At 63.1% G+C, this 25,850-nt stretch carries 23 protein-coding genes; 16 read left to right on the forward strand and 7 right to left on the reverse strand.

Annotation, left to right across the window (positions count from 1 at the left end):
* Positions 1 to 26 precede the first annotated feature (26 nt).
* From mmsB to VOM14_RS03895, 3 genes are read left to right on the forward strand one after another with little or no spacing between them, the layout of a single operon-like run.
* Positions 27 to 944 (forward strand): 3-hydroxyisobutyrate dehydrogenase, encoded by a 918-nt coding sequence (gene mmsB / locus VOM14_RS03885; RefSeq protein WP_327627350.1) that lies wholly within the window; start codon positions 27 to 29, stop codon positions 942 to 944.
* Positions 941 to 1,750, forward strand: a complete 810-nt coding sequence (locus VOM14_RS03890; protein ID WP_327627351.1) for an enoyl-CoA hydratase — start codon at positions 941 to 943, stop codon at positions 1,748 to 1,750. The genes mmsB and VOM14_RS03890 overlap by 4 nt, the downstream gene beginning before the upstream one ends.
* Complete coding sequence (locus VOM14_RS03895) at positions 1,747 to 2,889, forward strand: enoyl-CoA hydratase/isomerase family protein (RefSeq protein ID WP_327627352.1); 1,143 nt, start codon at positions 1,747 to 1,749, stop codon at positions 2,887 to 2,889. The genes VOM14_RS03890 and VOM14_RS03895 overlap by 4 nt, the downstream gene beginning before the upstream one ends.
* A gap of 61 nt (positions 2,890 to 2,950) precedes the next feature.
* On the opposite strand, the gene VOM14_RS03900 is transcribed toward VOM14_RS03895, so the two are convergent.
* The gene (locus tag VOM14_RS03900) at positions 2,951 to 3,340 is read right to left on the reverse strand and encodes a hypothetical protein (protein WP_327627444.1); all 390 of its coding nucleotides are present in this window, start codon (positions 3,338 to 3,340) and stop codon (positions 2,951 to 2,953) included.
* A 345-nt stretch (positions 3,341 to 3,685) separates the two neighbouring features.
* On the opposite strand from VOM14_RS03900, the gene VOM14_RS03905 reads away from it, so the two are divergent.
* Positions 3,686 to 5,962 (forward strand): multicopper oxidase family protein, encoded by a 2,277-nt coding sequence (locus tag VOM14_RS03905; protein WP_327627353.1) that lies wholly within the window; start codon positions 3,686 to 3,688, stop codon positions 5,960 to 5,962.
* Positions 5,963 to 6,087: 125 nt separating this feature from the next.
* Here the strand turns inward: VOM14_RS03905 and VOM14_RS03910 are convergent, their stop codons facing one another.
* Positions 6,088 to 6,912, reverse strand: a complete 825-nt coding sequence (locus tag VOM14_RS03910) for a siderophore-interacting protein (RefSeq protein ID WP_327627354.1) — start codon at positions 6,910 to 6,912, stop codon at positions 6,088 to 6,090.
* A 70-nt stretch (positions 6,913 to 6,982) separates the two neighbouring features.
* Positions 6,983 to 7,786 (reverse strand): PadR family transcriptional regulator, encoded by an 804-nt coding sequence (locus VOM14_RS03915; RefSeq protein ID WP_327627355.1) that lies wholly within the window; start codon positions 7,784 to 7,786, stop codon positions 6,983 to 6,985.
* A gap of 363 nt (positions 7,787 to 8,149) precedes the next feature.
* On the opposite strand from VOM14_RS03915, the gene VOM14_RS03920 reads away from it, so the two are divergent.
* Positions 8,150 to 9,604, forward strand: coding sequence for an FG-GAP repeat domain-containing protein (locus VOM14_RS03920; protein WP_327627356.1), 1,455 nt, complete (start codon positions 8,150 to 8,152; stop codon positions 9,602 to 9,604).
* Between the two features lie 125 nt (positions 9,605 to 9,729).
* On the opposite strand, the gene VOM14_RS03925 is transcribed toward VOM14_RS03920, so the two are convergent.
* Both VOM14_RS03925 and VOM14_RS03930 read right to left on the reverse strand, forming a co-directional pair.
* Positions 9,730 to 10,359: a hypothetical protein gene (locus VOM14_RS03925; protein ID WP_327627446.1), complete on the reverse strand. Its 630-nt coding sequence runs from the start codon at positions 10,357 to 10,359 to the stop codon at positions 9,730 to 9,732.
* Between the two features lie 708 nt (positions 10,360 to 11,067).
* The gene (locus tag VOM14_RS03930) at positions 11,068 to 12,009 is read right to left on the reverse strand and encodes an NAD-dependent epimerase/dehydratase family protein (protein ID WP_327627357.1); all 942 of its coding nucleotides are present in this window, start codon (positions 12,007 to 12,009) and stop codon (positions 11,068 to 11,070) included.
* A 213-nt stretch (positions 12,010 to 12,222) separates the two neighbouring features.
* On the opposite strand from VOM14_RS03930, the gene VOM14_RS03935 reads away from it, so the two are divergent.
* Complete coding sequence (locus tag VOM14_RS03935; RefSeq protein WP_327627358.1) at positions 12,223 to 13,119, forward strand: LysR family transcriptional regulator; 897 nt, start codon at positions 12,223 to 12,225, stop codon at positions 13,117 to 13,119.
* A gap of 94 nt (positions 13,120 to 13,213) precedes the next feature.
* Here VOM14_RS03935 and VOM14_RS03940 read toward each other — a convergent pair whose 3' ends face one another.
* Entirely contained in the window at positions 13,214 to 13,372 is a 159-nt protein-coding gene (locus tag VOM14_RS03940) for a hypothetical protein (protein WP_327627359.1), read from the reverse strand.
* Between the two features lie 337 nt (positions 13,373 to 13,709).
* Between VOM14_RS03940 and VOM14_RS03945 the strand changes: the two genes are divergently transcribed.
* The 10 genes from VOM14_RS03945 (at position 13,710) to VOM14_RS03990 (ending at position 25,367) form a co-directional block, all read left to right on the forward strand.
* Positions 13,710 to 14,897 (forward strand): MFS transporter, encoded by a 1,188-nt coding sequence (locus VOM14_RS03945; protein ID WP_327627360.1) that lies wholly within the window; start codon positions 13,710 to 13,712, stop codon positions 14,895 to 14,897.
* A gap of 1,008 nt (positions 14,898 to 15,905) precedes the next feature.
* Positions 15,906 to 16,661, forward strand: coding sequence for a DeoR/GlpR family DNA-binding transcription regulator (locus tag VOM14_RS03950; RefSeq protein ID WP_327627361.1), 756 nt, complete (start codon positions 15,906 to 15,908; stop codon positions 16,659 to 16,661).
* A 489-nt stretch (positions 16,662 to 17,150) separates the two neighbouring features.
* Positions 17,151 to 18,239, forward strand: a complete 1,089-nt coding sequence (gene phnS / locus VOM14_RS03955) for a 2-aminoethylphosphonate ABC transporter substrate-binding protein (protein WP_327627362.1) — start codon at positions 17,151 to 17,153, stop codon at positions 18,237 to 18,239.
* Between the two features lie 101 nt (positions 18,240 to 18,340).
* Entirely contained in the window at positions 18,341 to 19,441 is a 1,101-nt protein-coding gene (gene phnT / locus VOM14_RS03960) for a 2-aminoethylphosphonate ABC transport system ATP-binding subunit PhnT (protein WP_327627363.1), read from the forward strand.
* Complete coding sequence (locus tag VOM14_RS03965) at positions 19,419 to 20,357, forward strand: 2-aminoethylphosphonate ABC transporter permease subunit (RefSeq protein ID WP_327627365.1); 939 nt, start codon at positions 19,419 to 19,421, stop codon at positions 20,355 to 20,357. Before phnT ends, VOM14_RS03965 begins: the two co-directional genes overlap by 23 nt.
* Complete coding sequence (gene phnV, locus VOM14_RS03970) at positions 20,347 to 21,210, forward strand: 2-aminoethylphosphonate ABC transport system, membrane component PhnV (protein WP_327627366.1); 864 nt, start codon at positions 20,347 to 20,349, stop codon at positions 21,208 to 21,210. Before VOM14_RS03965 ends, phnV begins: the two co-directional genes overlap by 11 nt.
* 77 nt (positions 21,211 to 21,287) lie before the next feature.
* The gene (locus VOM14_RS03975; protein WP_327627367.1) at positions 21,288 to 22,022 is read left to right on the forward strand and encodes a phosphonate utilization associated transcriptional regulator; all 735 of its coding nucleotides are present in this window, start codon (positions 21,288 to 21,290) and stop codon (positions 22,020 to 22,022) included.
* A gap of 66 nt (positions 22,023 to 22,088) precedes the next feature.
* Positions 22,089 to 23,354 (forward strand): phosphonoacetate hydrolase, encoded by a 1,266-nt coding sequence (gene phnA / locus VOM14_RS03980; protein WP_327627368.1) that lies wholly within the window; start codon positions 22,089 to 22,091, stop codon positions 23,352 to 23,354.
* Positions 23,351 to 24,802 carry a phosphonoacetaldehyde dehydrogenase gene (gene phnY / locus VOM14_RS03985; protein ID WP_327627369.1) on the forward strand — a complete coding sequence of 484 codons (1,452 nt, stop codon included), beginning with the start codon at positions 23,351 to 23,353 and terminating at the stop codon, positions 24,800 to 24,802. Before phnA ends, phnY begins: the two co-directional genes overlap by 4 nt.
* Positions 24,803 to 24,806: 4 nt before the next feature.
* Positions 24,807 to 25,367, forward strand: coding sequence for a phosphonate degradation HD-domain oxygenase (locus VOM14_RS03990; RefSeq protein ID WP_327627370.1), 561 nt, complete (start codon positions 24,807 to 24,809; stop codon positions 25,365 to 25,367).
* A gap of 294 nt (positions 25,368 to 25,661) precedes the next feature.
* Here VOM14_RS03990 and VOM14_RS03995 read toward each other — a convergent pair.
* Positions 25,662 to 25,850, reverse strand: a 189-nt coding sequence (locus VOM14_RS03995) for a hypothetical protein (RefSeq protein ID WP_327627371.1), incomplete at its 5' end; no start/stop codon positions are given.

A 25,850-nucleotide genomic window follows, 5' to 3' on the forward strand; every position in this document is an offset into this window, starting at 1 on the left:
GATTTCGCGGGAATGGAGAAAACATCATGAAAACAGGCTTTATCGGGCTCGGCAACATGGGCGCGCCGATGGCGCACAACCTGCTGAAAGCGGGCCACGCAGTGAACGTCTTCGACCTCGATGCGCGAGCCGTGCAGGCGCTCGTCGATGCCGGCGCGAAGGCCGCCGCGTCACCGAAAGCGGCGGCAAGCGACGTCGAATGCGTGATCACGATGCTGCCCGCCGCGGCGCATGTGCGCAGCGTGCTGACGGCGCAGGACGGCGTGCTCGCGGGCATCGCGAAAGGCGTGACGATCGTCGATTCGAGCACGATCGATCCCGCGAGCGTGAAGGCATTCGCCGAACTCGCGCAGCAGAACGGCAACACGTTTGTCGACGCGCCGGTCTCGGGCGGCACAGGCGGCGCGGCGGCGGGCACGCTGACATTCATGGTGGGCGGCAGCGTGAGCGCGTATGAGCAGCTCAAGCCCGTGTTGTCGGCCATGGGTAAGAACATCGTGCATTGCGGCGAGACGGGCACGGGCCAGATCGCGAAGATCTGCAACAACCTCGTGCTCGGCATCACGATGGCGGGCGTGGCGGAGGCAATGTCGCTCGGCGAAGCGCTCGGCATCGACATGAAAGTGCTGGGCGGCATCATCAATACGTCGACGGGACGCTGCTGGAGTTCGGATACATATAATCCGATGCCCGGCGTGATCGACAGCGCGCCGTCCTCGCGCGGTTACACGGGCGGCTTCGGCACGGACCTGATGCTGAAGGATCTCGGCCTCGCCACCGACGCCGCGAAGTTCGCGCGCCAACCCGTCTATCTCGGCGCGCTTGCTCAGCAGCTTTATCAAGCGATGAGCGCGAAAGGCGCGGGACGTCTCGACTTTTCCGCGGTCATCAAGCTTTATCGCAACGATGCCGATCCCGACACGCGCCACGGAGACGCGTCATGATCGAACTCGACTACGCGCACGACGGCGCTGTCGCGCAACTCACGCTGAAACGGCCGCCCGCGAATGCATTCACGCCGGAAGGCCTGCTGCAATTGCAGCGCACGATCGAGCGTCTGAACGGCGAGGCGCGCGTGCGCGCCATCGTGATTACCGGCGACGGCCCGAAGTTTTTTAGCGCGGGCGCCGATCTGAATACTTTCGCCGACGGCAATCGCGAAGTCGCGCGCGTCGCGGCGGCGCGCTTCGGCGCGGCCTTCGAAGCCTTGCAGAACGCGCGGCCCGTGGTGATTGCGGCGATCAACGGCTATGCGATGGGCGGCGGACTCGAATGCGCGCTCGCGTGCGATATCCGCATTGCCGAACAGCACGCCGCGATGGCCTTACCCGAGACCGCAGTGGGCCTGTTGCCATGCGGTTGCGGCACGCAGACGCTGCCGTGGCTGGTCGGCGAAGGCTGGGCGAAACGCATGATTCTCACCGGCGAGCGCGTGGACGCGGCGACTGCATTGCGCATTGGTCTCGTGGAAGAGGTCGTGGAAAAGGGCGCCGCGCGCGAGGCCGCGCTGACCATGGCGGCGCGCGTCGCAACGCTCAGTCCGCAGGCGGTCGGCTTCAGCAAGACGCTGATTCATCACGCGCGCGATGGCGTGCCGCGTTCGGCCGCGCTCGCACTGGAACGCGAGCGCTTCGTCGATCTGTTCGACGGCGCGGATCAACGCGAGGGCGTGAACGCGTTCCTCGAAAAACGCGCGCCGCGCTGGCAGATCGCGCAGACCGCACGGGCGAAAGAGGAGACGCAACGATGAGCGCCTTGCAAAGCGCCGTAGCCGATACGAGCATGGAAGCGGAACGCGAGGTGCTGTTTCGCGTGGTCAATCGCGTCGGCATCATTACGCTGAACAGGCCGGCTGCGCTGAATGCGCTGTCTCACGCGATGATTCGCGAGATCGCGGTGCTCGTCGAGCATTGCCGCAACGACGACGGCATCGTCGCGCTCGTGCTCAAGGGCGCGGGACGCAAGGCCTTTTGCGCGGGCGGCGACGTGCGCGAGGTGCATCGGCTCGCGAAGCAGGGCGATAGCCGCTGGCTTGCGTTTTTCATCGACGAATACCGGCTCGATTACGCGCTGCACACGTTTCCGAAGCCCGTGATCTCGGTGCTCGACGGCATTACGATGGGCGGCGGCATGGGACTCGGGCAGGCGGCGCGGCTGCGCATCGTCACCGAGCGCAGCAAGCTCGCGATGCCGGAAACGCGCATCGGCTTTCTGCCGGATGTCGGCGCAACGCGTTTTCTGAGCGTGATGCCCGCGGAACTCGAACTATTTGTCGGGCTGACCGGCGCGACACTGTCCGGCGCCGATGCGTTGCGGCTGCAACTCGCCGATGTCTGCGTGTCCGCGGATTGGCTTGCTTCTTCCGAGGAGCGTTTGCAGTACATGTCGCATGCGGGCGATCTCATGAGCGCGATACGCGGCGTGGTCGAGCCGCCGTGCAACATCGTTCCGCATGCCGCGCTGGGGTCGTTCACGCAACTGATTCTGCGGCACTTCGACCGGCGTTCGGGCGTCGACAGAATGTTCGCCACGTTGCGGCAGGACTTGGAGCGCGAGCCGCCGCGCGAAATCAGGCAATGGTTGCAGGCGACGTACGACGCGCTTTGCGCGCATTCGCCCACCATGCTGTATGTCACGCGCGAGGCGCTGCTGCGCGGCCGGCAGATGACGCTCGCCGAATGCTTCCGCATGGAACTGGGCATCGTCAAGCGCGCGATCGAGGAGGGCGATTTCTGCGAGGGTGTGAGAGCGCAACTGATCGATAAAGACCACAAGGGGCGCTGGGCGCCTGCCACGCTCGCCGAAGTGCGGCCCGAGCGCGTCAGGCACTTTCTCACTTCGCCGTGGAAGCGGGAGGCGCATCCGTTAGCGGATCTGGGCGTCGAATAGCGCCGGGCGCCACGGGTATCGCCTCCTGCGAGCGGGCGCATGCGCGCGCCCGCAGCCGAACTCAGCCGAGCCGCTCCTTAAGAAACGCCACCACATAAGGCGTGGCGGCAGCGGCAACAGTCGACGCCGTGGCGGGATCGAGGCCCATTCTTGCGGCCAGAGATTCGGCCACGCGACCGGTCAGAACGCCTTCGCCGCCCTCTTCGAGCGATTTGAAGACGCCGTCTCCCTTAACCAGCCCGGCCGCGAAAGCCGCAAAAAAGCTCTTGCCGGGATGCTCGCCCAACAGCCCGGAGCCTTGCTCTTCGACATGAGCGTGTGCCGTTTGCGCTACCTGTCCCAGCATCTGCTGGGCGTCATCGGGGTTGATGCCCTGATCGGCGAGCGCCTGCGTTGCCTGACTTCCATGTTCGGACGCGAGAAATTCAGAGACCAGTTGCTGGACTTCCATGACAAACGCTCCAGTAATCGTGAGGTTCAAAAGACCGGCTGAAGAAAGGCTATTGCATGCCCTCCGCGAGACGTACGGGATCGCCACGCACGATCAGACTAGCCGATTTCAGTGTAATCGCGGCAGGATTTGAGCGGCCGCATCCCTGGCAGTTCCGTGTTCTCGCACGACGGCCAAGACAACCACCCGACGCCTCTACGTCTTTTTTGCCGATAACGCTCTTTTAAAAGAAAAGTTCTCCCGTGCGCTACCGCACGGAAGACCAAACGTTAGCCCGACACGAAGAATTCGAATCCGATAACTTCTCTGTCGGCGAACTGACGCTGGCCTGTGACCGAGGACACCATGAAGAAAAATATCGGCATGCTGATGAGAAAAATGTTGCCAGCGCTGGGCGTTCTCGCCCTTGCTCCCGCGTTCGCTTTTGCGCAGACAACGCTGGATGCGCGCTCATTCGGCGACTTGAGCGATACATCCGGGGCGTCGGCCGAGAATGCCGCCGTCGATACGTCGGGCGGTTTGGGGTCGAAGGCCGAGCGGCTGCAATGTCTGAACGGCCTGAATCCCTCGGGCAATTCCGGCGCGGTCAAACTGAAGGTGCAGATGGGCACCTATCGCATCTACAACCCGTCGACCGATACGTTCGATACCGTGTGGATGCGTTCCTACAACGGCTGCCCCACGGGACCGACGATCAGCGTCAAGCCGAACGCGAAGCTGAAGGTGACGCTCGACAACCAGCTCGACGCGAACAATCCGCCCGCGAACTGTCCGCCCAATCCCGACCACTCGACGCCGCACTGCTTCAACGACACGAACCTGCACACGCACGGCTTGCATATCTCGCCGTCGGGCGACCAGGACAATGTGCTCGTCGCGGTGCATCCAGGCGATAAACCGCGCGTGTACAACTTCCAGATTCCGGCGAACCACCCGTCGGGCACGTTCTGGTATCACGCGCATTTGCACGGCGCCACTGCGATCGACGTATCGAGCGGCATGGCCGGCGTGCTGATCGTGCGCGGATCGAGGCCGGCGCGGCCCGGCGTGGCCGACGGCAGCGCGGATATCGACACGATCCTGCATCGCAAGCAGCCCTCGCAGCCGCTGCGCGAGCATGTGATGCTGTTCCAGCAGATCGAATATGGCTGCTTTAACGGCGCGACGTCCGTCACGCCCCTCGCCGACGCGACGACGTTCGAATGGCTTTGCCCCGCCGGCAGCAAGGGTGAGATCCGCGGTTATGACAACCAGCTCTCGTTCGTTGCGGACCCGCGGCTGGGGCATGCCCACCAGTTCAACTCGACGTGGGCCATTTCCGGGCGCTACACGCAGATCAACGGCGTTGTGCAGCCGGTGTTTCCGAGCACGAAGTCCTTCGTGCCGGCTGGCGAAATCCGTCGTCTGCGGATGGTGCATGGCGGCAATCGCGACACGATCAACGTCAAGCTCGTGCGCGCGACTCTCTCCACGCTGGGTCTCGCGGATTCGCAGTCGCTGTCGGCGGCGCAAGTCGATGCGGCGACCAACTCGGCCGCCTTGAAACTTGCCGGCAATCGCACCAAGCCGGCGCAGGAAATCGTGCTCGACGCGCTGTGCAACGGCGAGACCGTCAAGCAACTGGAGTTCGCCGAGGACGGCTTGACGATGCCGGCGATGGTCGAGAAGGACGTCAACTCGATGAACCCCGGCTATCGCAGCGACGTCCTAGTGGCGTTTCCGTCGCCGGGGCTCTATTGCATGCTCGACGAAGCCGCCGACGCGTCGGCCACCATCAATTTCCGCACCGATTCGATGAAGGCGAAGAACCGCCGTCTGCTGGCGCTCGTGCGAGTGGGCCCCGGCGTGAACATTCCGAATACGACGGTGGGCAATCATTCGAAGTACTGGCAGTACATTCGCGATCAGCTCGTCGCGGGGAACGCGGATTTGCCGGAGCCGGCGAAGTCCGATCTGGCCTCGCTGGAGCTGCGCGCCTTTGCGCCGACGATCCCCGTTGACGGCCCCGTCGCGAACGTCGTGCCCGTGCGGTTCGACATCCAGCCTCCGAGTCCGTCGGGCCCGAATTCGGGGCTGCGCTTCGTCATTAACGGCGAAACGTATGATCCGGCGAAGGTCGCCTATACGGGCGTGCTCGGCAACATTGATCAATGGAATGTTTCGACGTCGTTCCTGGCCTCGCACGTGTTCCACATTCACACGAATCCGTTCAAGATCATGGACATCAAGAATGCAGCGGGCCATTCGGTCTTTAACGGCTCGGGCGGATGCAGCGCCGAGGAAGCCGCGACGGGCGATCACGAGTATTGCAACCTGCAAGGCATCCTGCGCGACACGCTCTTTCTGAAGGCGGGCTATACGTTGTCGATGCGCACCGTCTATCAGGACTACACCGGCGAGTTCGTGATGCACTGTCACATCCTCGATCACGAGGATCACGGCATGATGGAAAACGTGAGCGTCATTTCGCCGACTACAGCATATTTGCGCCGCGTCACGTCGCCCGTGACCGCGATGACGAAGGGGGCGACGCGATGGCTCTCGCAGCTGCGCGGCAAGGATGAGACGCAGTTGGCGCTCGCCAGCGCGCTTTGCACGGCGCGGGACTATAGGCGAGAGTGAGGTTCGCTGGCGGCGCGAGCGCTTCGCGCGATACCGGCGCACGCACATCGGGAATGGCGTCGAGCGGGTCATGCAAGCGCTTGAGCACGCGGATTGCCGACGCATTCAACGTCGTCATCGAGCTGTCAGTCGTCGAGCGTTTCGTGCACGGCCGCCGCGCCCTGTTTCCAGTAGCTCGCCGCGCGAATGCGCGACTTCTCGACGCCGCGTTCCGTGCACAGGTGGTAGCGCACCGCGCGCATCGTCGCGGACTCGCCGGCGGCCCAGACATAGCCTTCGCCGTCTTCGGGCAGCCAGGTTGCGCGGACCGCTTGCAGCAAAGCGTCGCCGCGGCAGCCGTGTTCGCTGCGATAGCACCAGACCAGATGCAATTCGGCCTGCGTGCCGAACTCGATTCGGGCAGACGGATCGGCCACTTCGATCACCGCGGCGACGCGTTTGCCGGGCGGCAGTTCTTCGAGGCGGCGTGCGATGGCGGGCAACGCGGTGTCGTCGCCGATCATCAAGTGCCAGTCGAAAGCCGTCGGAATCACGAGCGAGCCACGCGGCCCGCCGACGCCCAGATACTGGCCGATTTTCGCTTGCGCCGCCCACGTTGCGGCGGGGCCGGCCTCGTGCATCGCGAATTCGATGTCGAGTTCGCGCGCCTCGCGATCGAAGCGGCGCGGCGTGAAATCGCGCGCGATGGGACGGCGTCCCTCGGCAAACACGGGACCGTTCGGGCCGGCTTCCGGCAGTTCCGGCTTGTCCGCGCCGGGCTCGGGGAAGAACACCTTGATGTGATCGTCGAACGAGGCGGACACGAAGTCGTGCAGGTCTTCGCCGGTGAAGGTCACGCGGATCAGGTGCGGCGACAGCGCCGCCACCTTCGTGACTTGCAGCAGACGAAACTTCAGTGGATGCCGCACGCGCTGCACGGCGAGATCGGATCGGTTTTCATGAGTCGGCATTGAGGCGCTACTCCCATTCGATAAATTGGCCCGCGCGAGGCAAGCGGCGCTCGGGCGCGTGCGATGAATTTCACTCGACGGCTGCGTCGTCGCGAGGGCCGCGCGGTTCGCTGTCGCCTTCGATTTCCTTCGCCGCGCGCAGCAGGATCGCGGCGATGCGGCGCTGTTCGGCGGCCGGCGCATTGTCACGGCGCAGCAGCGCGTTTTTCAGCGTGCGGCGCGCTTCGTTCAGCTCGGGCGTCCAGCCGCCTTCGCTGATATCGGCGGGCGCTTCGCCGGCGAATGCGCGGCGCACCGAATCCATCTTGCGGGCTATGTGGCTCAGTTTCGCGAGCATCAATTCGACGCGTTCGCGATTGGCCGCCAGATACTCGCGGCCCGCGTCGGAGAGCGCATAGCGCTTGCGATTGCCTTCGAGTTGCACCGTGACGTAACCGAGTTCTTCCAGATACGTGAGCGCCGGGTACACCATGCCGGGGCTTGGGCTATAGAAGCCGTTCGAGCGCGTTTCGAGTGCCTTGATGAGTTCGTAGCCGTGGCTCGGTTGCGCGTCGATCAGAGAGAGCAGCAGCAGTTGCAGATCGTCGGAACTGAATTTGCGTCCGCGCGGCAAGCCGTCGCCTTCGCCGCCGAAGCCGCCAGGGCCGCCGCCGAACGAGCCGCGCCCGCCGCGTCCGCCGCCATGCTCGTGATGACGCCCGATTGCATGCCACAGCGCATGCGCCGAGAAGCGGCGGTGGACTTCATGACCTTCGTGGCGCGCGTGATGCCGCGCCAATGCATGCCAGAGCGCGTGAAGCGACGAGCGTTCGACGCCCTCGCCGAAAGCGTGCTCCGCGCATTGCGAACGACCAGAACGATGATGATGACGCATCTTGCCGGTTCCATTTATGTCTTAAGATGTGTCGTAAGATATATATCTAAAGATAGGTTGTCAAATTTTTGTTTGGGTGAGATCAGGCGTCGGGCGGCCATGATTGTTCGCGTCGGCGGCGATTTAATGGCTCGTTCAGGAAGTAATGGTGTGCCCCGAAGACGGCAGGTCTTCAGCCGGCTTATCCCGCTGAGCTGGGTATTCAAATATTTTCATCTAGCCCTAAAGTTCGCTGCGGGACGGTCGTTAATGCCTAAACGAAAGTCGCTCTTTTCACCCATATCGTTATAGTTTTTATAGCACTTTAGAAATGCCCGCCTTTGCGACGTCGCTCTGCGCGGACCTACAGAAAGGAAAGAGGGAATGAAGTCAACAGGCAAGCGCTTCTTGCAGGCGGTGATCGCTACATCAGTAGTGGTCCTGCTTTCAGCTTGTGGCGGTGGCGGTGGCGGTGGCGGCGGTGGCAGCAACGATGGTGGCAGTTCAACGCCGGCGCCGTCGGTCACCCTGTCGTTCAGCCAACCGAAGATCGCCGCCGGTCAAAGCTCAACGCTCACCTGGACCTCCACGAACGCGGCTTCCTGCACGGCATCGGGTGCATGGTCAGGCGCGCAGGGTACTTCGGGAACAGCAACCGAAACGCCGACTTCTGGCGGTGCCCAAACATTTACGCTGACCTGTTCCGGCGCAGGTGGACAAACTACCCAGTCAGCGACGTTGGTCGTCCCGATCCCGGTTCAGGCGTCTTCCTACCTGAACAAGATCGTCGCCGCCAATGCGATTGGCCCGCAACCGCTGCCAGCCGAAGTCACGGCAGGCAACGCTGTTGCATTCGGAGACTTCTTCCAGGACGGAACGTATTCGATGGTCACCCATACTTGTGGCGATACGAATTGCGGTGCTGACGGAAGCAATGGAACGATCCACTTCTACAAGATGATCAATGGACAGTGGCTCGATCATACGTCCGACATCCTCTCGAACAACGTTGGCTGTTTGCATCCGCGCAAAGCAATCGTTGCCGACTTCAACGGCGACGGCAAGCCTGATGTGCTGTTCGCCTGTCACGGCCTTGATCAGTCGCCTTTCCCCGGCGAAGCGATGCATATGCTGTTGAGCCAGTCGAACGGCACATACAGGAATGTTCAGGTAACCGATTCTTCCGGCACGCCGTTCACGGGTTTCTTCCATAGCGCATCGGCGGCGGATTTCAACGGCAAGGGCTTCGACGACGTCGTCGTAGTCGATAACGTGACCGCTGGGACGCCGTACTTTCTCAAGAACAACGGCGATGGCACGTTCGCGAAAGACACTCGTCTTCCGGCTGTCGTTCCCTACAGCACAACCGGTACGCCGCCGGTTCTGCCCTGTACGTCGAATTGTCTTGGCGCAGGGATCTTCACTGCAGAGTTGATCGATTTCAACAATACCGGCAAGTTCGACTTATTCCTTGGCGGAAACACGCCCGACACGACCATGAGCGGGAACTGGGTGCCGACAATCTTCAGGAATAACGGAGATAACACCTATAGTCAGTCGAACGTGACCGAGTTGCCGTACGACACGACGCATCCAACGGTGACCCTTGATGTTCTCAGTATTAACGGTGTGGTCTACACGACAAGCACTTCTTTGAACGCATCCGGTTCGTATTATGGCTTCAGCGAAATCCAGAAAATTGTCGGCTCGAATTTGTCGCCAATCTGGGTCGGCAACAAAAGCTTCTCCAACGGCTCGACATGGCTCAACTGGATCATCCCGTATCAGGGAAAAATCGACAGTTTGAATTCAGCTTACGGTGTGTCGGTAGCTGAATAAACGGTACAGATGGGCGTGAAGAGTGGCTGTTAGGGCCACTCTTCTCTTGCACAGCGAATCGGAGCATGGCTTTTCGATAAAGTCATTCGTTGCCTCGTTCTTGCTGCTATTCGAAAGCGACTCGATCAGGTGGGCTTCGTTGCTAACTGATTGGTGTATGCACTGTTTAACGCCAGCTGAATGCTGAACATGCGATTCGACATGCGAGAATTGCCCGGCTGTTTCGGCAACAAGGCCAACAGTCCCTTCATCGTATACAGCACGATCAGCGTGCCCGTCAGGTCGCCGACGAACATGCTGAAGAAGCTCTCGAACCAGTTCTTTGTCGAATCGGTTAGTGCGAACCAGAGGTGATGAAATAGCGGATTCGCCACGGAATAGGCGACGGCCAGAACAAGAAGCCGTTTCGGCGTCAGGTTCGTCAACGATGCGCGCAGAGCGTAGTACTCAAGCGCGAGCCGGTAGACCAGATACGGCGCCAAAGCCCCGAGGAACGCGCCTGCGATCGCACGCACCGGGTCGTGCGGAAACCAGTAAAGGAAGTCGGTAATCAGACCGGCAAGCAGCAGGCCGATTGCACCGTCGAACCCAAGCAGCAAAGTACCGAGAAGCCGAACCCCGGACGGCAGGAATATCCAGTTGATGCCCTGCACGAAAGACGTGTGTGAAAACACCTCCTGGTTGATCCACAGCGAAACCAGAAACGCGAACACCGTGGCAGTGATCGACCAGAAATGCAAACGTAAGCTAGACATTGCGAAAAACGACCGTCCATGGTTGGTATCGCGCGAATCATAACGCACGTGTATGCCGTTTCGCGAGCGCCTCTCTTTAACGGTGTACAAGCAATGACACGTCCTGCTGATATCTACCTCCGATGGAGCAACCGGTTAACCGGGACCGCCATTCTCGGAAGAAGGTAAGGAGAGATCTTGAGCCACTTTTCCTGCCGCACTGCGTTCACATGTCAGACGCCTGCGAGGCGAACCCTTAGCGCCTCAGCCTGTATCCGACCCGGCCATCGACGAATCGATGAAAGTGAAGGTTACCAATCGCACTTGCCCAGGCGATCACCCAGCAGGTAGCGCGGGCCTTTTCAACAGACGACTCAGCGCGCATAAGACGGGCCGTTGCGACACGCAGGCGAGCACGCGCATATTCCCTGCGCGCACATTCGCGAAGCTCGAATGTGTTTTCACGCATAGCTGACACGTAAAAGGTAGCTACAGAAAAGTACTGGGGTAGAACGCGATTGATGCTAGATGAAGCCGCAGAAGTAGTTTAGCGATAGCGCGCGCGTGCGGGTGAGGTTTTCGCGAAGGCGATAATGGTCTGACTACGCTCGTTTGGTTTCGAGCACGCCGGAAGTCTGCCAGGGTCGACCACGGCCTTCCGCGTCGGATAGCCATCGGCCAGGAACGATCATCGGACGAAGTCGCCCAGATTGACGGCATTATTTCGGGTCAAGCGCTCACCGAAGCAATCGTCTGCCGGATGCCTTCCACATAGGACGTTTTGCGGATCGGCCCGATCAGTTGCTGGAGTGCCGAATCGTCCATGATCAGCGGGTCGGTCATCAGGTAGTTCATCTCGACCATCTCGCGCATGAAAGGGTTGAACAGGCCGATCAGTCGCAGCATCGTCTTGCCCGCCACGCGCAACCTGAGCTTGTTGCCCGTCTGGCGTTCCATCTCCGACACCAGTTCGCGCTGCGTCGTGACACCTGCGCCCGCGAGGTTCCAGATCTTCCCGAACCCGGCGGAGGTATCGATCAGCCGCGCAACCACCGGACCCACGTCGGGTACGAAGACGAACTCGTGCGGGCGGTCGATCGGCCCGAGCATGTCCGCGATGCCGCCGTTCACCGCAGCCTGCGCCGCGCGGTGCAGCAGACTGGCTTCCACGCCAGGGCCATAGAAGTCCGGCAAGCGCAGGACCGTTGCGTTGACGCGGCCGTCGCCATGCGCTTGCATCAGCAGATCCTCCTGCGCCTTGCGCATGCGGCCCTTGAACGTGTGCGGCTCACGCGGGTGGTCCTCGCGCACCGGGTTGGGTTCTGTCATGCCGTACGGGTACACGGTGCCGATCAGGATGATGTTCTTGACCCCGGCGGCAACCGCGCCATCAATCGTCTTGCGCATCAGCTCGGGATGCAGTTCGAACTGCCAGTAGTTCACGCCGACCATATAGATCAGCGTCTCGATTCCCTTTGCTGCGGCCAGCACGGAAGCGGGCGAGTCCGGGTTCCAGGTGACGATTTGCGCGAGCGGATCAGCGCCGAATGCCTTGCGCAGGCTGGTTTCGGTCCGGCCCACGACGCGGTAGGGACAGCCTTTGCTGCTGAGAGCAGAGGCAATGCTTTGGCCGATGACGCCGGCGGCGCCGAACAGGGCTACGTTGGACATGATGATTCTCCTTTCAGTGAGCGTTCAGAACGGTCCGTACGGCGGTAACGCGGGCGCCCGGGTGGCGCGATGTCCGGGCGTCGAGGGCTGCAATGTTCGTTATTGACTCCGTGAACGTCGATCGATGTTGCTGCTGAAGTCCGTAGTGTGCTCATTAGACGACCAAACGAAAATTGCCTAGAGTTGCATTGGGTCTATAAAAAAATGCATACCATGAATCAACGCGAACCGAACTGGGAGTGGTACCGAACTTTTTTGGCGGTCCTGGAGACAGGTTCACTGTCGGCGGCCGGCCGCGCATTGGGTATGACTCAACCGACGATCGGCCGCCACATCGACGGTCTTGAATCGGCACTGGCATTAAAGCTCTTCACGCGCTCGTTCGATGGCTTCGCGCCTACCGACGCGGCGCTCGAACTGAAGCCGTATGCGGCCGGCGTGGCCGCGACCTCCGCTGCACTGCTTCGGGTGGCCAGCAGCCATGGCGCAGGCGTTCGCGGCACGGTGCGATTGACCGCAAGCGAGGTGATCGGCGTCGAGGTGCTTCCGCCTATTCTCGCTGCATTGCGCAACGAGCACCCGGAACTGATCATCGAACTAGTGTTGTCGAACAAGGTGGATGATTTGCTGCATCGCGAAGCGGACATCGCGGTGCGCATGCTTCGGCCCACGCAGGAAGCATTGGTGGCCAAACGCGTGGGCAGCATCGAAGTGGGTTTGTATGCTCACAAACGCTATCTGGCAGCGCACGGCACACCGAAATCGATCAATGAGTTGTCCCGCCATGCGATCGTCGGCTTTGATCACGAGAACGCGTTCATCCGCCAGTTCCAGGATCGATTCCCGATGTTCTCACGCGCTGCCCTGGCGTTTCGTGCCGACAGCGACCTGGCCCAGCTCGGCGCGATCCGCGCGGGCTTTGGCATTGGAGCATGCCAATTGGCGTTGGCCGCGCAGGACAAGACGCTTGTACGAGTGCTACCGGCCAGTTTTTCGTTGGCGATGGACACCTGGGTCGCCATGCACGAGGATCTGCGCGAGAGCGCGCGTTGCGCGGTGACGTTCGCGGCGCTCGCCGCGGGGTTAAAGGCCTACATACGGCGATCGTAGGTTGCTTCGCACCCGGCTTTTTGTCATCCGTCCAGATCCCCAGTGTTGAAGTCTCTTCGCGCTTCGCGAATTTCTTTGAGGCGGCCAACGAGGCTTAATGACCGGAGACCATGCGCAGATGCCCGCCGGGAAGGTAGATGCGCGGCGCGACGAAGACTGCGGCAGGCCGGATGCGCTCACCGCTTGCAGATCTTGCCGATGAACAGGCGGGTGAACCCAGTGCAATGGGAATGCTCTTCAAAGTGATGAACATGATCGTTAGCACTGCTTCTATCAGCCAAAGCATTTTTTCCAGCCGGTCGATGAACTTGCATCGTGGAGGCTTGTTTCTGCTTGCTAATACGGCACATTTCTTCTTAACTGGTTCAATGCCCGCGCAGGATGCAAATCGAAAGGTCTTAGGATTTTTAAGCGGGGAGCTTGGCCCCTGCAAAGGGAAAGCTACAACTGCTCTGTCAGTCGATAAAGAAAGCCGAAGATGCGTTACAGCAGATCAACACGCTTGCGCCTGCATGATCTGCTCGCCCGGAATGGATCGCTCCTCCATGGGCTTCTTCATTTCGCCGTAGATCGCACTGAGGGGGTACTTCATGGACTTCCGCGTCTATCTACTCGCTGCTACCGCCTTTCTGGCCGGCGTCGCCGAGACCATCTGCGTGGGCATCTTGCCCGAGATCGCCTCGGGGCTACAGGTCTCCACGGCCGCAGCGGGCCAGCTCACCACCATTTTTTCCGCCGTCTTCGCACTGGCCGCGCTTGCAGCGGTGCCGTTCGTCGCGCGCACCGGATTTCGCCTCGCGCTCTTTGCATCGCTCATGACGTTCGCGGTCGCTAACCTGATTGCGGCGGCGAGCCCGGGGTACGCGAGCCTCTTCGGTGCACGCATCCTGATGGCGGGGAGCTGCGCGACACTCATTCTGGTTGCGACCCGGCTAGCCGCCTCGCTCACCGAGCCCGCGCGGCGCGGCCGCGCGATCGGTATCGTCTTCATGGGGATCAGTGGCTCGCTCGTCCTGGGTGTGCCCATCGGCATGCAGATCGCGCAGTGGTGGGGCTGGCGCGCGGTGTTCGTCGCAATTGCGCTGCCGGCACTGCCGCTGGGAATCTGGCTCGGCCGCCACGTGCCGCACAACGTCACGCCGGGGGGCGCCGCGCCCGACGCGCCCATCGCCTGGCGCGCCATGCTCGGTCAGCGCCGGCTGATGGCCGCGCAATGTGTGACGATTGCAATGATCGGCGGACATTTCACGCTCTTTGCCTACCTGGCGCCTTATCTGCAAGCGCTGCGCGCACCCGATGCCACGACGCTTGCTGCACTGTTTGTCGCGTTCGGCGTTGCGGGTGTCGGCGGCGCATGGCTCGGCGGCCAGAGTTCGGACAGGCTCGGCGCGAAGCGAGCGTTATGGTGCTGTCCAGCCGTCTTTCTTTGCGCAATGGCGGTGCTTCCAGTGGCCGCCGCCTCCAGGCTGCTGTTCGTCCCCGCGATGATGCTGTGGGCCTGCATTAGCTGGTCGATCTCGCCAATCGTGCAGAGCTATCTCATTCGAACGGCGCCGGGGCTTGCGGATGCGAGCGTCGGCTTCAACGTGTCGGCGATGCACATGGGCGTGGCGCTGGGTGCCGCGTTCGGCGGCCTGCTGGTCGAGCGCGGTGCGCTGTTGCTGACGCCGTGGGCGGGCAGCGCCCTCGTGGCCGTGGCGCTCGGATGTGCCCGGTTGGCCCTCAGGCCGAAGCGAGGCGAGCGGCGCGCGCCTGCGGAATCGCGCGCCTCCATGTGAGCGTTCGGGCGCTGTCGATGCGCATTCCTCGAAGTTCGTTTGTCTCGATGGGCATCAGTCATTCGACTGTCGCCAGAACATGTGCCCAAAGTGATGACCGATCTGCAAAGGCATCCGGCGCGACGCGCATAAGGGATGAGCGGCACGCGACATCGGCGCATAGAAATCGGTGCGGCGTGAAGACCTCGCGCGCGCGACGATCGACTCGAACCCGGCGTCACGAACCTCTCCACCTCGCGCCAGCAATCTGTCGTGTCCTCTGGAACGCGGCCTGCGTCCAGCGCGGAATCCCACGCGGCGCCACACTCCGGGCGCAGCATCGAAGAATCGCAGCGTGCCGCGGTGCTTGACGCTCTCCATCGAACAGATCGAACGCCTGTTTTTCGCGTGATCGAGGCCGCTGGCAAACCGGCGAGCGGGGCGATCTTTCCTATGATGCGCAGACGGGACTGCGCGGCGCCGAACGAGTCGCGGTGCGGTTCAACGTGCCCCGTGAGGAAGTCATCACACACTTTTCGCACCGTGTATGATTCCGGCGTCGAAGCCGACTCCGGCCGTTTCGAGGCCCAGCGTGTGAGAACGGGATCTTCACCCGCGTCGCGGCGCGCCCGAATCTCTTGCCACTCGACGACCGCGGCAGCATAGGACATGGCTTGCCATTCCCCCAGCTTCTGCCGACGCATCCGTCGACGGGCAACTTGAATCGGCAGGTCCAACTGCGGCGCGGGGCAGCCGCTTCGAGACGCAGGCCCGTGAACGCTTCGAAGCTGATGTGGCTATCAGGCTTGAGCTGTTTCGCGGCCTTGGCATCGAATCGCGTGGTCGGCGCGGGTTGTTGGCGAGCGAGAGAAAGTGACGCCAACGTCTGGCGTTTGCCGCTTGCAAATGGTCGTAGACGTCTCCTGCGACGTAGGTCGCGGATACGAAAAGCCCTTATCCAAAGGGCTTTTGACGAAGAAATGCCCCGCGTGACAAAGCTCGCGCGGGATGATGAAGAAAGGGCCCTGAATGCTCGCAGAACAGCGTCACCAATACATCCTGGCGCAAGTCGCCAAAACCGGCGCGCTCTCGGTTGCCGAGCTGGTGCGCGAACTGAACGTGTCGCGCGAGACCATTCGCCGTGACCTGAACGCGCTGGCCGGACGCGGCCTGCTTGTCACCACGCACGGCGGCGCGCTGTCCAGCGACCGCCGCGAACCCGACCTCGACACGCGCGAAGCGGCCAATGCCGGCGCGAAGCGCGCGATCGGCGAGCGCGCGGCCGAGTACGTGCCCGACGGCGCGTCGCTCATCATCGACTCCGGCAGCACCACGCAGGCGGTGGCGCGGGCGTTGCTCGACCGGCATCGGTTGGCGGTGTACACGAACGACTGGCGCATCGCGCTGCTGCTCGGCCGGCGCAACGACAATCGCGTGACGCTGCTCGGCGGCGAACTCTCCGATATCGAAGACGCCACCTTCGGGCTCGACACGGTCCAGCAACTCACGCAGTACCACGCGGACTTCGCGTTCATCGGCGCGGGCGGCATTTCGCCGGACGGCTATCTCACCGACTACAGCCGCATGGCCGCCGAAGTGCGCAGTCGCATGATCGCGGCCGCCGACACGGTGGTGGTCGTCGCGGATCATTCGAAGTTCGGGCGCGTCACGCCGGTGCGCATCAACGGTATCGAATCGGCGCGCTATCTCGTGACCGAACTGGCGCCCGAGCGCGCGCTCGGCAAAGCGATCACGGCGCACGGCCCGGAAATCGTAATTGCCTGAGCGTGCCGGAAAGCGGCGCTGCGCCCCCTCGGCCGAAAGCGGCGCCGCCTCCACGCTGTCCCGGCCGAAGCCGCGACGCGACTCGCCGGGAGCCATCAAAAACCCCAAGCCAAACACTTCTTCCGACACGCCTGTGAGGCTTGGCTAATATTGGCGAATTGTGTCATTTTTTGGAATTCGACAGAATAGTCATGGCGTTGTCATCGAAACCTGTGATTCTTGCCGTGCCCACACAGGCACGGCAGGCAGCGCGAAGGTAGCAGGCAGGCTGTAGTCCGGCTGGAGAAGTACGCAGTCCGGTTGTCGGCAATCTGCAATCTACGAATCGCCCGGCGGCCGGCTGCGCGCATCATGCAGGCAACACGCACGCGAGCAGCAAGCAGGCACTTAGCAGATAAAGCGCAAACGGCGCGGCGCACGCGCTGTTCAATCACAACAGGTATCGGGTTTTCCCGACCGTCTGGTTTTTTGCCTTTCGGAGAAAGCGACATGACAAAGACAAATTCCTCTCAGGCTGCGGGCCTCGCACGCAAGCTGTTGCCGGCGCTCGTCGCCGCTGCGGCGTTCGGCGGCGTCGCCATGCAGGCGCATGCGGCCGACGCCGTGGTGCTGTACACCGCCGACGGCCTGGAAAATCTCTACAAGGACGTGCTGCCGGCCTTCGAAAAGAAGGAAGGCGTGAAGGTCAACATCGTCACGGCGGGCAGCGGCGAAGTGGTGAACCGCGCCACCATCGAAAAAGATCAGCCGAAGGCGGACGTGATCGTCACGTTGCCGCCGTTCATCCAGCAGGCCGATCAGAGCGGCTTGCTGCAGGCGTATCAGAGCGCCAACTACAAGAACGTCCCGGCGATCGCCAAGGCGCCGAACGGCGCGTGGGCCACGTTCGTGAACAACTACTTCTCGTTCGCGGTCAACCCGGAAGTCACGAAGACCCAGCCGAAGACTTTTGCCGATCTGCTGCATCCGGACTACAGCGGCAAGATCGCCTACTCGAATCCGGCGACGGCGGGCGACGGCATGGCTGTCATCATCCTGACGTCGTCGCTGATGGGTGAAGACAAGGCGTTCGACTATCTGAAGAAGCTCGAACAGAGCGCCAAGTTCCACACCAAGGGCACGGGCTATCTCGACGTGCTGCTCTCGCGCAACGAAATCGCGTTCGCGAACGGCGACCTGCAAATGGATCTCGACGACGCGGCCAACGGCGGCCTGTCGCTCAAGCCGGTGTTCCTCGCGGCAGCGCCGGGCGGCCAGCCGACCACGTTCCAGCTGCCGTACGCAATCGGCCTGATCAAGAACGGTCCGAATCAGGCGCAAGGCAAGAAGCTGATCGACTACCTGATGTCGACGGAAGTGCAGGCGAAGGTGCCGGACATCTTCGGCATTCCGGGCCGCAGCGACGTGCCGCTCGCGGGCAAGAACGGCGAGGCCGTCAAGCAGGCGATCAGCGGCGTGAAGCTGATTCCGGTGGACTGGAACCAGGTGATGGCGAAGAAAGCCGACTGGACCGCGCGCTGGAAGAACGACGTGATCGGCTCGTCGGGCAAGCAGATCGAAGTGGTGAAGCCGAAGTAAGCGGCGGTTCGCAGTTCAGTCGAAGCATGCGGCGCCTTGGCGGTTTGTTGTGAATCGCGAAGGCGCTGCATGAGCATCTATCTCGTTGGAGGATGAATCCGGTGAATACGGCCAGTCTTGCTCACCCAGGCGCGCTCGGCGCCTCACCGGACGCGCTCGACGCCGCGCGTTCAGACGCGCCCGGCGGCGTGCAGATCGACCACCTCACGGTGCGCTTCGGCGCGCGCACGGTGCTCGACGATCTGTCGCTGACGATCCAGCGCGGCGAACTGCTCACGGTGCTCGGCCGCAGCGGCTGCGGCAAGACCACGCTGCTGCGCTTCATCGCCGGGTTCATCGAAGCGGACGGGCTGTCCGGCACGCTGACTGTGGCCGGCCACGATCTCACGCACGTCCCGCCGCATAGGCGCAATCTCGGTCTGCTGTTTCAGAGCTATGCGCTGTTTCCGCATCTGTCCGTGTTCGAAAACGTCGCGTTCGGCTTGCGTGCGCGCCGCGCGTCGGCGAAAGACATCGCGCGGCGCGTCGCCGACGCGCTCAAACTCGTGCAACTCGGCGACGCCGGCCATGTGATGCCCGCGCAACTGTCGGGCGGCATGCAGCAGCGCGTGGCGCTGGCGCGCGCGCTCGTGATCGAGCCGGACGTGCTGCTGCTCGACGAGCCGCTCTCCGCGCTCGACGCCAATCTGCGCGCGTCGGTGCGTTCCGAACTGAAGGCGCTGCATGAGCGCCTGCCGAACCTGACGATTGTCTGCGTGACGCACGATCAGGACGACGCGCTGGTGCTGTCGGACCGCACGCTGCTGATGCGCGAAGGCCGCATCGCGCAACTCGGCACGCCGCAACAGTTGTACGACACGCCGGCCGATGGCTTCGTCGCGCGCTATCTCGGCGCGGCGAATCTGCTGCCGCCGCAAATCGCGTTCGGCATGGACGACGCGCGCTATAACGAGCGCGAGCGCGTCGCGTGCCTGCGGCCGGAAGCGCTGCGGATCGTGCCGCTCGGCGAAGGGCATCTGCATGGCGCGATTGCGTCGGTCGAATGGTACGGCGCGGTGTTGTCGGTCTCGGTGGCGCTCGACGCGATGCCGCACGAACCCGTGCTCGTCACCATGCAGCGCGGCCACGGCATGATGCCGGAGAAGGGCGCGCGTGTTTCCCTGCGTTACGAGGCAGACGATGTCGTCCTTATCAAGCCCTGATGCGCCGAACCCGCTGAACGCCGCCGACTCCCGCCGCCGCGCGAGCGCCGCCTCGCATCGCGCCGCGGTGAAGCGCCGCGAGCGCGTGGCGCAATGGCATCTGCTGTTCATCGCGGTGGTCGTGCTCGGGCCGCTCGTGATCTATCCGCTCGTGCGCCTTGTCGCGCTGAGCCTGAGCGGGCCGCATGGCTTCGGCCTGCAGGCGTATGCGCAGTTCTTCGGCAATCCGGAAACGCGCGGCGTGATCGGCACGACGCTGTGGATTCTGTTCGCGAGCGCCGGCCTCGCGTCGCTGCTCGGCGTGGCGCTCGCGTCGCTGCTATTTTTCAAGCCGTTTCCCGGCGCGCGGATGGTCACGCGTTTTCTCGAACTGTTCGTCGCGTTTCCGTCGTTTCTGGTCGCCTTCACATTGATCTTTCTGTACGGCTCGCAAGGTTCGGTCAGCATCGGCTTGCAGCGGCTCTTTCGTCTGGAGGCGCCGCCGCTCGATTTCCTGTTCGGCGTGGGCGGCGTGATTCTCGCCGAAGTCGTGTTCTACGCGCCGTTCGTGGTGCGTCCCACGCTGGCCTCGTTCGCGACCCTCGACATGCGCCTGATCGAAGCCGCCCGCAGTCTCGGCGCGGGCGGCTGGATGGTCGCGTTCAGGGTGATCCTGCCGCTCGCGTGGCCGGGCATCGCGGCGGGCACCATCTTGTGCTTTCTGCTCACGCTCAACGAGTTCGGCATTCTGCTCGTGCTCGGCAGCGCCCATCTGATTACCTTGCCGGTCGCGATCTACAGTTCCGCCACCGTCGACCTCGATCTGCCGACGGCCGCCGCCGGCGCCGTCGTCATGCTGATCATGTCTTTGTCGCTGTACGCGTTGTACCGCCAGGTCAACCGTCGCAAGGTGAAAGGAGCGGGCCATGGCCGTTGAACTCGACCCGACCGTGCTGCCGGTCATGCACAGGAAGGCGCGTCCGGTGCGCAGAAGCCTCGTCGTGCGAATGCTCGGCGGTCTCTTTCTGGGCTTTGCCGCGCTCCTGTGCTTCTGGCTTTTCGTGTTGCCGGTGATCGTCGTGGCGCTCTCCAGCGTGGCCGCGCATTGGTCCGGCACGATCCTGCCCGACGGCTTCAGCATGCGCTGGTTCGAGCGGCTCGGTTCGAGCGACTTCGATGCGCTCGCGACAAGTCTCGAAATCGGCATGGGCGTCGCGGTGCTCGGCACGATTCTGGGGCTGTGGCTCGCGCTCGCGCTCGAAGGACGCGACCGGCGCGGACTCGGCGCGGTCGTCGACACCATCGCGATGATGCCCAACGGCGTGCCGAGCGTGGTACTCGGGCTCGCCGTGCTGATCGCGTATCACAAGCGGCCCGTCGATCTGTCGAGTTCCGCGGCAATCGTCGTGTTCGTGCAACTCGCGCTGGTGTTGCCGTTCTGCTACCGCTGCGCCGCCGCCGCGTTGCGCCCGGAGTTGACCGTTCTGCGCGAAGCGGCCGCGAGCCTCGGTGCGCCGCCGTCGATGGTGCTGCGCCGCGTCGTGTTGCCGCAGCTCGTGCCCGCGATCCGCGCGAGTCTCGCGCTCGGCTTCGCGCTGTCGCTTGGCGAGCTGGGCGCGACGCTCACTGTCTATCCGCCTGGTTTCGCGACGGTGCCGATTGTCGTCGTCGGCCAGGTCGAGCGTGGGTACTACCTGCCCGCGTCGGCTTTGTCGCTGATTCTGCTGCTCGTCTCGCTCGCGGCGCTGCTGCTGATCGCCGCACGCGTGCCGCGCCGTCGGACGGAGTAAGCCGCACCTCCCGATTTTTCCGCTTGCGCGTCAAACCCGGCGCGCGCCCCTTTTTGCTTGTGGCGAAAGTTGTCAAAATGACCGAATATATGCAAACTGTTTCTGTCGATCCGCTCGACGTCGTGCGCAGACATTCGCTGACGGCGCTGGTTCGCGACGAAATCGAAAGGCACATCGTCGACGGTCAACTCGAGCCGGGCGACAAGCTCAACGAAGCCGACTGGGCCGCGCGCCTGCATGTGTCGCGTGGGCCGGTTCGCGAGGCGTTTCGCGCGCTGGAGCAGGCGGGGCTCGTGCGCACCGAGAAGAATCGCGGCGTGTTCGTGCGGACTGTGTCGCTGGCTGAAGCCGAAGAGATTTACGCGGTGCGCGCGGTGCTCGAAGAGGCGGCGTGCCGGATGCTGGCCGCGAACATCGACGCGCGTCGGCTCGCGGCATTGCGCGACTGGCTCGACGCGATGCGCGCGGCGCTCGACGCGCGCGATCACGATGCCTACGCGCGCGCTAACGTCGCGTTTCACGACGCGATCGTGGCGGCGTCGGGCAACCTGAAGCTGTATGAGACGTATCGAAGGCTGGTGAGCGAATTGAGCCTGTTCCGGCGCGCCGCGCTGGTCGTGCATCCGGATGCGATGGAGCGCTCGCTTGCCGAGCATCGCGCGATTCTGACGGCGCTCGCTTCACGCGACGCCGGGCATGCCGCGGCGCTGATGCACGCGCATGTGAACGGCGGCCTGAAGCGCGCGCGCGAGGCGTGCGGCGAGGGCGGCAATGCGGAGAGTCCGTTCAGCGCGGCGGCATCGGACGATTGAAGCGCTCACGCGGCCATTACCGATTGACTTTGAATACGCGTGCCCGGCACGCAGAGGGCGAAAACAATGGCAAACGCAAGCGAACAGACGATCGAAGTCAACGGCCGCCGCTACCGGTTGCCCGCCGGGCCGACGGTCGTGGTGTGCGTGGACGGCTGCGAATTCGATTATCTCGAAGCCGCGGTCGCGGCCGGCGTCGCGCCGTTCATTGGGCGGATGCTGGCGGGCGGCGCGGCCTTCAAGGGCGACTGCGTGATTCCGTCGTTCACCAACCCGAATAACCTGTCGATCGTCTGCGGCGTGCCGCCTTCGGTGCACGGCATCTGCGGCAATTACTTCTGGGACCCGGACGCGAACGGCGGCGTGGGCGCGGAAGTGATGATGAACGATCCCGCTTATCTGCGCGCCGGCACGCTGCTGGCCGCCGCCGCGCAGACGGGCGCGGCGGTGGCCGTCGTCACCGCGAAGGACAAGTTGCGCCGGCTGCTCGGCTGGCAGTTGAACGGCATCTGCTTTTCGGCGGAGAAAGCCGACAAGGCGACGCGCGAGGAAAACGGCATCGACCAGGTGCTCGATCTGGTCGGCTTGCCGCTGCCCGACGTGTACAGCGCGGACCTGTCGGAGTTCGTGTTTGCCGCGGGCGTGCGGCTCGCGCAAACGCGCAAGCTCGACCTCATGTATCTGTCCACGACCGATTACATCCAGCACAAATGGGCGCCGGGCACCGAGGGCGCGAACGCGTTCTACGCGATGATGGACGGCTATCTCGCGAAGCTCGACGCGCTCGGCTGGGTGATCGGCCTCACCGCCGATCACGGCATGAACGCGAAGCACGATCCGCAGACGGGCGAGCCGAACGTGATCTATCTGCAGGACGTGCTCGACGAATGGCTCGGCGCAAGCAAGGCGCGCGTGATTCTGCCGATCACGGACCCGTATGTCGTGCATCACGGCGCGCTCGGCTCTTTCGCGACGGTCTACTTGCCGCGCGAGGCGAGCGCCGCGCAGGTCATCGAGCGGATGCGCGGACTGCGCGGCATCGAAGTCGTGCTCGATAACCGCGAGGCGTGCGAACGCTTCGAACTGCCGAACGACCGCGTCGGCGATATTGTCGTGATCGGCACGAGGCATGTCGTGCTCGGCACGCGCCGCGACGAGCACGACCTGTCCGGCTTGACCGTGCCGTTGCGCTCGCATGGCGGCCTGTCCGAACAGGAAGTGCCGCTGCTGTTCAACCGGCGTGTCGACCCGTTGCCGGGCGCCGACAGCGGCAAAAGGCTGCGCAACTTCGATATCTTCGACATCGCGCTGAATCGCGTGCGGGCATCATGAACGCGACGCTGCGGGATCATCCGGCGTTTCGGGCGGAAACGCTGCGGCTCAAAGGCGAACGTGCGGCGCGGCCGCGTTCGCTCGATGTCGTGGACCCTTATACGGGCACGCGGGTCGGCACGGTCGCGCTCGCCAGCATCGACGATGTGCGCGCCGCGTTCGACTACGCGGCGGCCTATCAGGCGAAGCTCACGCGCTATGAGCGCTCGCAGATTCTCGAACGCGCGGCCGCGCTGCTGCGTGACAGAACCGAAGAAGCGTCGGATCTGATCTCGCTCGAATCGGGCTTGTCGAAGCAGGACTCCCGCTACGAGATCGGACGCGTGGCCGACGTGTTCAGGTTCGCCTCGATCGAGGCGCTGCGCGACGATGGGCAAAGTTTCTCCTGCGATCTGACGCCGCATGGCAAGCGGCGGCGCGTGTTTTCGCAGCGCGAGCCGCTCGCCGGCGTGATCGTTGCCATCACACCGTTCAACCATCCGATGAACCAGGTCGCGCACAAGATCGCGCCGGCCATTGCGACGAATAATCGCGTGGTGGTGAAGCCGTCGGAAAAGGTGCCGCTTTCCGCGCTTTATCTCGCCGACATTCTGTACGAAGCCGGCTTGCCGGCGCCGATGCTGCAAGTGCTGACCGGCGACCCGCGCGAGATCGCCGATGAACTGATCACACACCCGCTGGCCGAACTCGTCACGTTCACGGGCGGGGTGGCCATCGGCAAATACATTGCGGCGAAGGCGGCGTACAGGCGCGTCGTGCTGGAACTCGGCGGCAACGACCCGCTGATCGTGCTCGACGACGCCGATCTCGAACGCGCGGCCACGCTCGCCGTGCAGGGCTCCTATAAGAACTCCGGGCAACGCTGCACGGCGGTCAAGCGGATGCTCGTGCAAAAGCGCGTGGCGGCGGATTTCGCCGATCTGGTTGTCGAGAAGACGCGGGCCTGGACGTTCGGCGATCCATTCGATGCCGGCAATCAGATGGGGACGGTCATCGACGCCGCGGCGGCGCAGCTCTTCGAAACGCGTGTGAACGAGGCGGTTGCTGGTGGCGCGCGTCTGCGTATCGGGAATCGGCGCGATGGCGCGCTCTATTCGCCCACGGTGCTCGAAGGCGTCGAGCCCAACATGACGCTCGTGCGCGAGGAAACCTTCGGGCCGGTGTCGCCGATCATCGCCTTCGAGACGCTGGACGACGCCATCCGTATCAGTAACGGCACGTCGTTCGGCTTGTCGTCCGGCGTGTGCACGAACCGCCAGGACGCGATCACGCGTCTCATCAACGAGTTGCGGGTCGGCACGGTCAACGTGTGGGAAGTGCCGGGCTACCGGATCGAGCTGACGCCGTTCGGCGGCATCAAGGACTCGGGGCTCGGCTACAAGGAAGGCGTTCAGGAAGCCATGAAGAGCTTTACCAACCTGAAGACCTTTTCATTACCGTGGGAGTAATAGCGTGGCATTGAGTGTGAGCGACATTCGTTCCCTGTTCGAGCAATACGGCGGCCTCGCTTATAGCGGCGAGCCGGTGACGCAGCTCGAACACGCCTTGCAAAGCGGCGCGCTGGCCGAAGACGCCGGCGCCGACGACGAACTCGTCGCCGCCGCGTTTTTGCACGACCTTGGGCATCTGCTCAATCTGCAGGGCGAGACGCCGACCGAGCGGGGCATCGACGATCTGCACCAATATTTCGCGTTGCCGTTCCTGCGGCCCGTGCTGCCGGATGCGGTGCTGGAGCCGATTCGTCTGCACGTCGACGCGAAGCGCTGCCTTTGCGCAATCGACGACACCTATTTCGGCCAGCTTTCCGCCGATTCGGTGCGAAGCCTGGAACTGCAGGGTGGCATCTTCAGCGGTGAGGAAGCGCACGCGTTTCTGCAGAAGCCTTATGCACAGGACGCGCTGCGTCTGCGTAAATGGGATGACCGTGCAAAAGAAGAACATCGCGCGACGCCGGATCTGCATCACTATCTTGAAGTGGTGGAGCGCGTCATGCGCAAGCGTGCGGTTGCCTGATTGGAGTCGGTTCTGGAGTCGGTTCTGGAGTCGGTTCTGGAGTCGGGGCGTTCTCGTCTATTCCCGCGGGTTGCCCGTGCACTTTCTTTGCTGCGTCTGTGCGTTCTTTCAGGCGCAATTCCTGTCTGTCAAAATAACGCTTGCAAGGTGCGGATTGGCTCGCTAGAATCTCGCTCTTTCGTGCTCCGGACGCCGGGGCACGGGAAGCGGGAGAGCCAGCAGTGGCAAGGCTTCCAGCGGTGGTGACGGGTTCAGTCAGTAACAAAAACCTGTTGACGCCGCAGCGAAAGTTCTTCATAATCTCGTTTCTCTGCTGCTGATGCAGCGACGCAGAACGAAGCGGTGCCGGGTGGTTGAGGTGGGCGGCGCGACGTGAGCGGATCGATCTTTAAAAACTAACAGCCGATAAGTGTGGGCGCTTGATGCGTGACGCGGCGGCGGGTTCTTCGGAATCTGCTGCCAGGCGAAAGTATCAAGTCTCAC

Source organism: Paraburkholderia sp. MPAMCS5 (assembly GCF_036016995.1).
Lineage (GTDB): Bacteria > Pseudomonadota > Gammaproteobacteria > Burkholderiales > Burkholderiaceae > Paraburkholderia.

Coding starts and splice junctions, on each gene's coding strand:
- mmsB (WP_327627350.1), top strand. CDS start 27: ATGAAAACAGGCTTTATCGGGCTCGGCAACATGGGCGCGCCGATGGCG.
- VOM14_RS03890 (WP_327627351.1), top strand. CDS start 941: ATGATCGAACTCGACTACGCGCACGACGGCGCTGTCGCGCAACTCACG.
- VOM14_RS03895 (WP_327627352.1), top strand. CDS start 1,747: ATGAGCGCCTTGCAAAGCGCCGTAGCCGATACGAGCATGGAAGCGGAA.
- VOM14_RS03900 (WP_327627444.1), bottom strand. CDS start 3,340: ATGGAAGTCCAGCAACTGGTCTCTGAATTTCTCGCGTCCGAACATGGA.
- VOM14_RS03905 (WP_327627353.1), top strand. CDS start 3,686: ATGAAGAAAAATATCGGCATGCTGATGAGAAAAATGTTGCCAGCGCTG.
- VOM14_RS03910 (WP_327627354.1), bottom strand. CDS start 6,912: ATGCCGACTCATGAAAACCGATCCGATCTCGCCGTGCAGCGCGTGCGG.
- VOM14_RS03915 (WP_327627355.1), bottom strand. CDS start 7,786: ATGCGTCATCATCATCGTTCTGGTCGTTCGCAATGCGCGGAGCACGCT.
- VOM14_RS03920 (WP_327627356.1), top strand. CDS start 8,150: ATGAAGTCAACAGGCAAGCGCTTCTTGCAGGCGGTGATCGCTACATCA.
- VOM14_RS03925 (WP_327627446.1), bottom strand. CDS start 10,359: ATGTCTAGCTTACGTTTGCATTTCTGGTCGATCACTGCCACGGTGTTC.
- VOM14_RS03930 (WP_327627357.1), bottom strand. CDS start 12,009: ATGTCCAACGTAGCCCTGTTCGGCGCCGCCGGCGTCATCGGCCAAAGC.
- VOM14_RS03935 (WP_327627358.1), top strand. CDS start 12,223: ATGAATCAACGCGAACCGAACTGGGAGTGGTACCGAACTTTTTTGGCG.
- VOM14_RS03940 (WP_327627359.1), bottom strand. CDS start 13,372: ATGTTCATCACTTTGAAGAGCATTCCCATTGCACTGGGTTCACCCGCC.
- VOM14_RS03945 (WP_327627360.1), top strand. CDS start 13,710: ATGGACTTCCGCGTCTATCTACTCGCTGCTACCGCCTTTCTGGCCGGC.
- VOM14_RS03950 (WP_327627361.1), top strand. CDS start 15,906: ATGCTCGCAGAACAGCGTCACCAATACATCCTGGCGCAAGTCGCCAAA.
- phnS (WP_327627362.1), top strand. CDS start 17,151: ATGACAAAGACAAATTCCTCTCAGGCTGCGGGCCTCGCACGCAAGCTG.
- VOM14_RS03965 (WP_327627365.1), top strand. CDS start 19,419: ATGTCGTCCTTATCAAGCCCTGATGCGCCGAACCCGCTGAACGCCGCC.
- phnV (WP_327627366.1), top strand. CDS start 20,347: ATGGCCGTTGAACTCGACCCGACCGTGCTGCCGGTCATGCACAGGAAG.
- VOM14_RS03975 (WP_327627367.1), top strand. CDS start 21,288: ATGACCGAATATATGCAAACTGTTTCTGTCGATCCGCTCGACGTCGTG.
- phnA (WP_327627368.1), top strand. CDS start 22,089: ATGGCAAACGCAAGCGAACAGACGATCGAAGTCAACGGCCGCCGCTAC.
- phnY (WP_327627369.1), top strand. CDS start 23,351: ATGAACGCGACGCTGCGGGATCATCCGGCGTTTCGGGCGGAAACGCTG.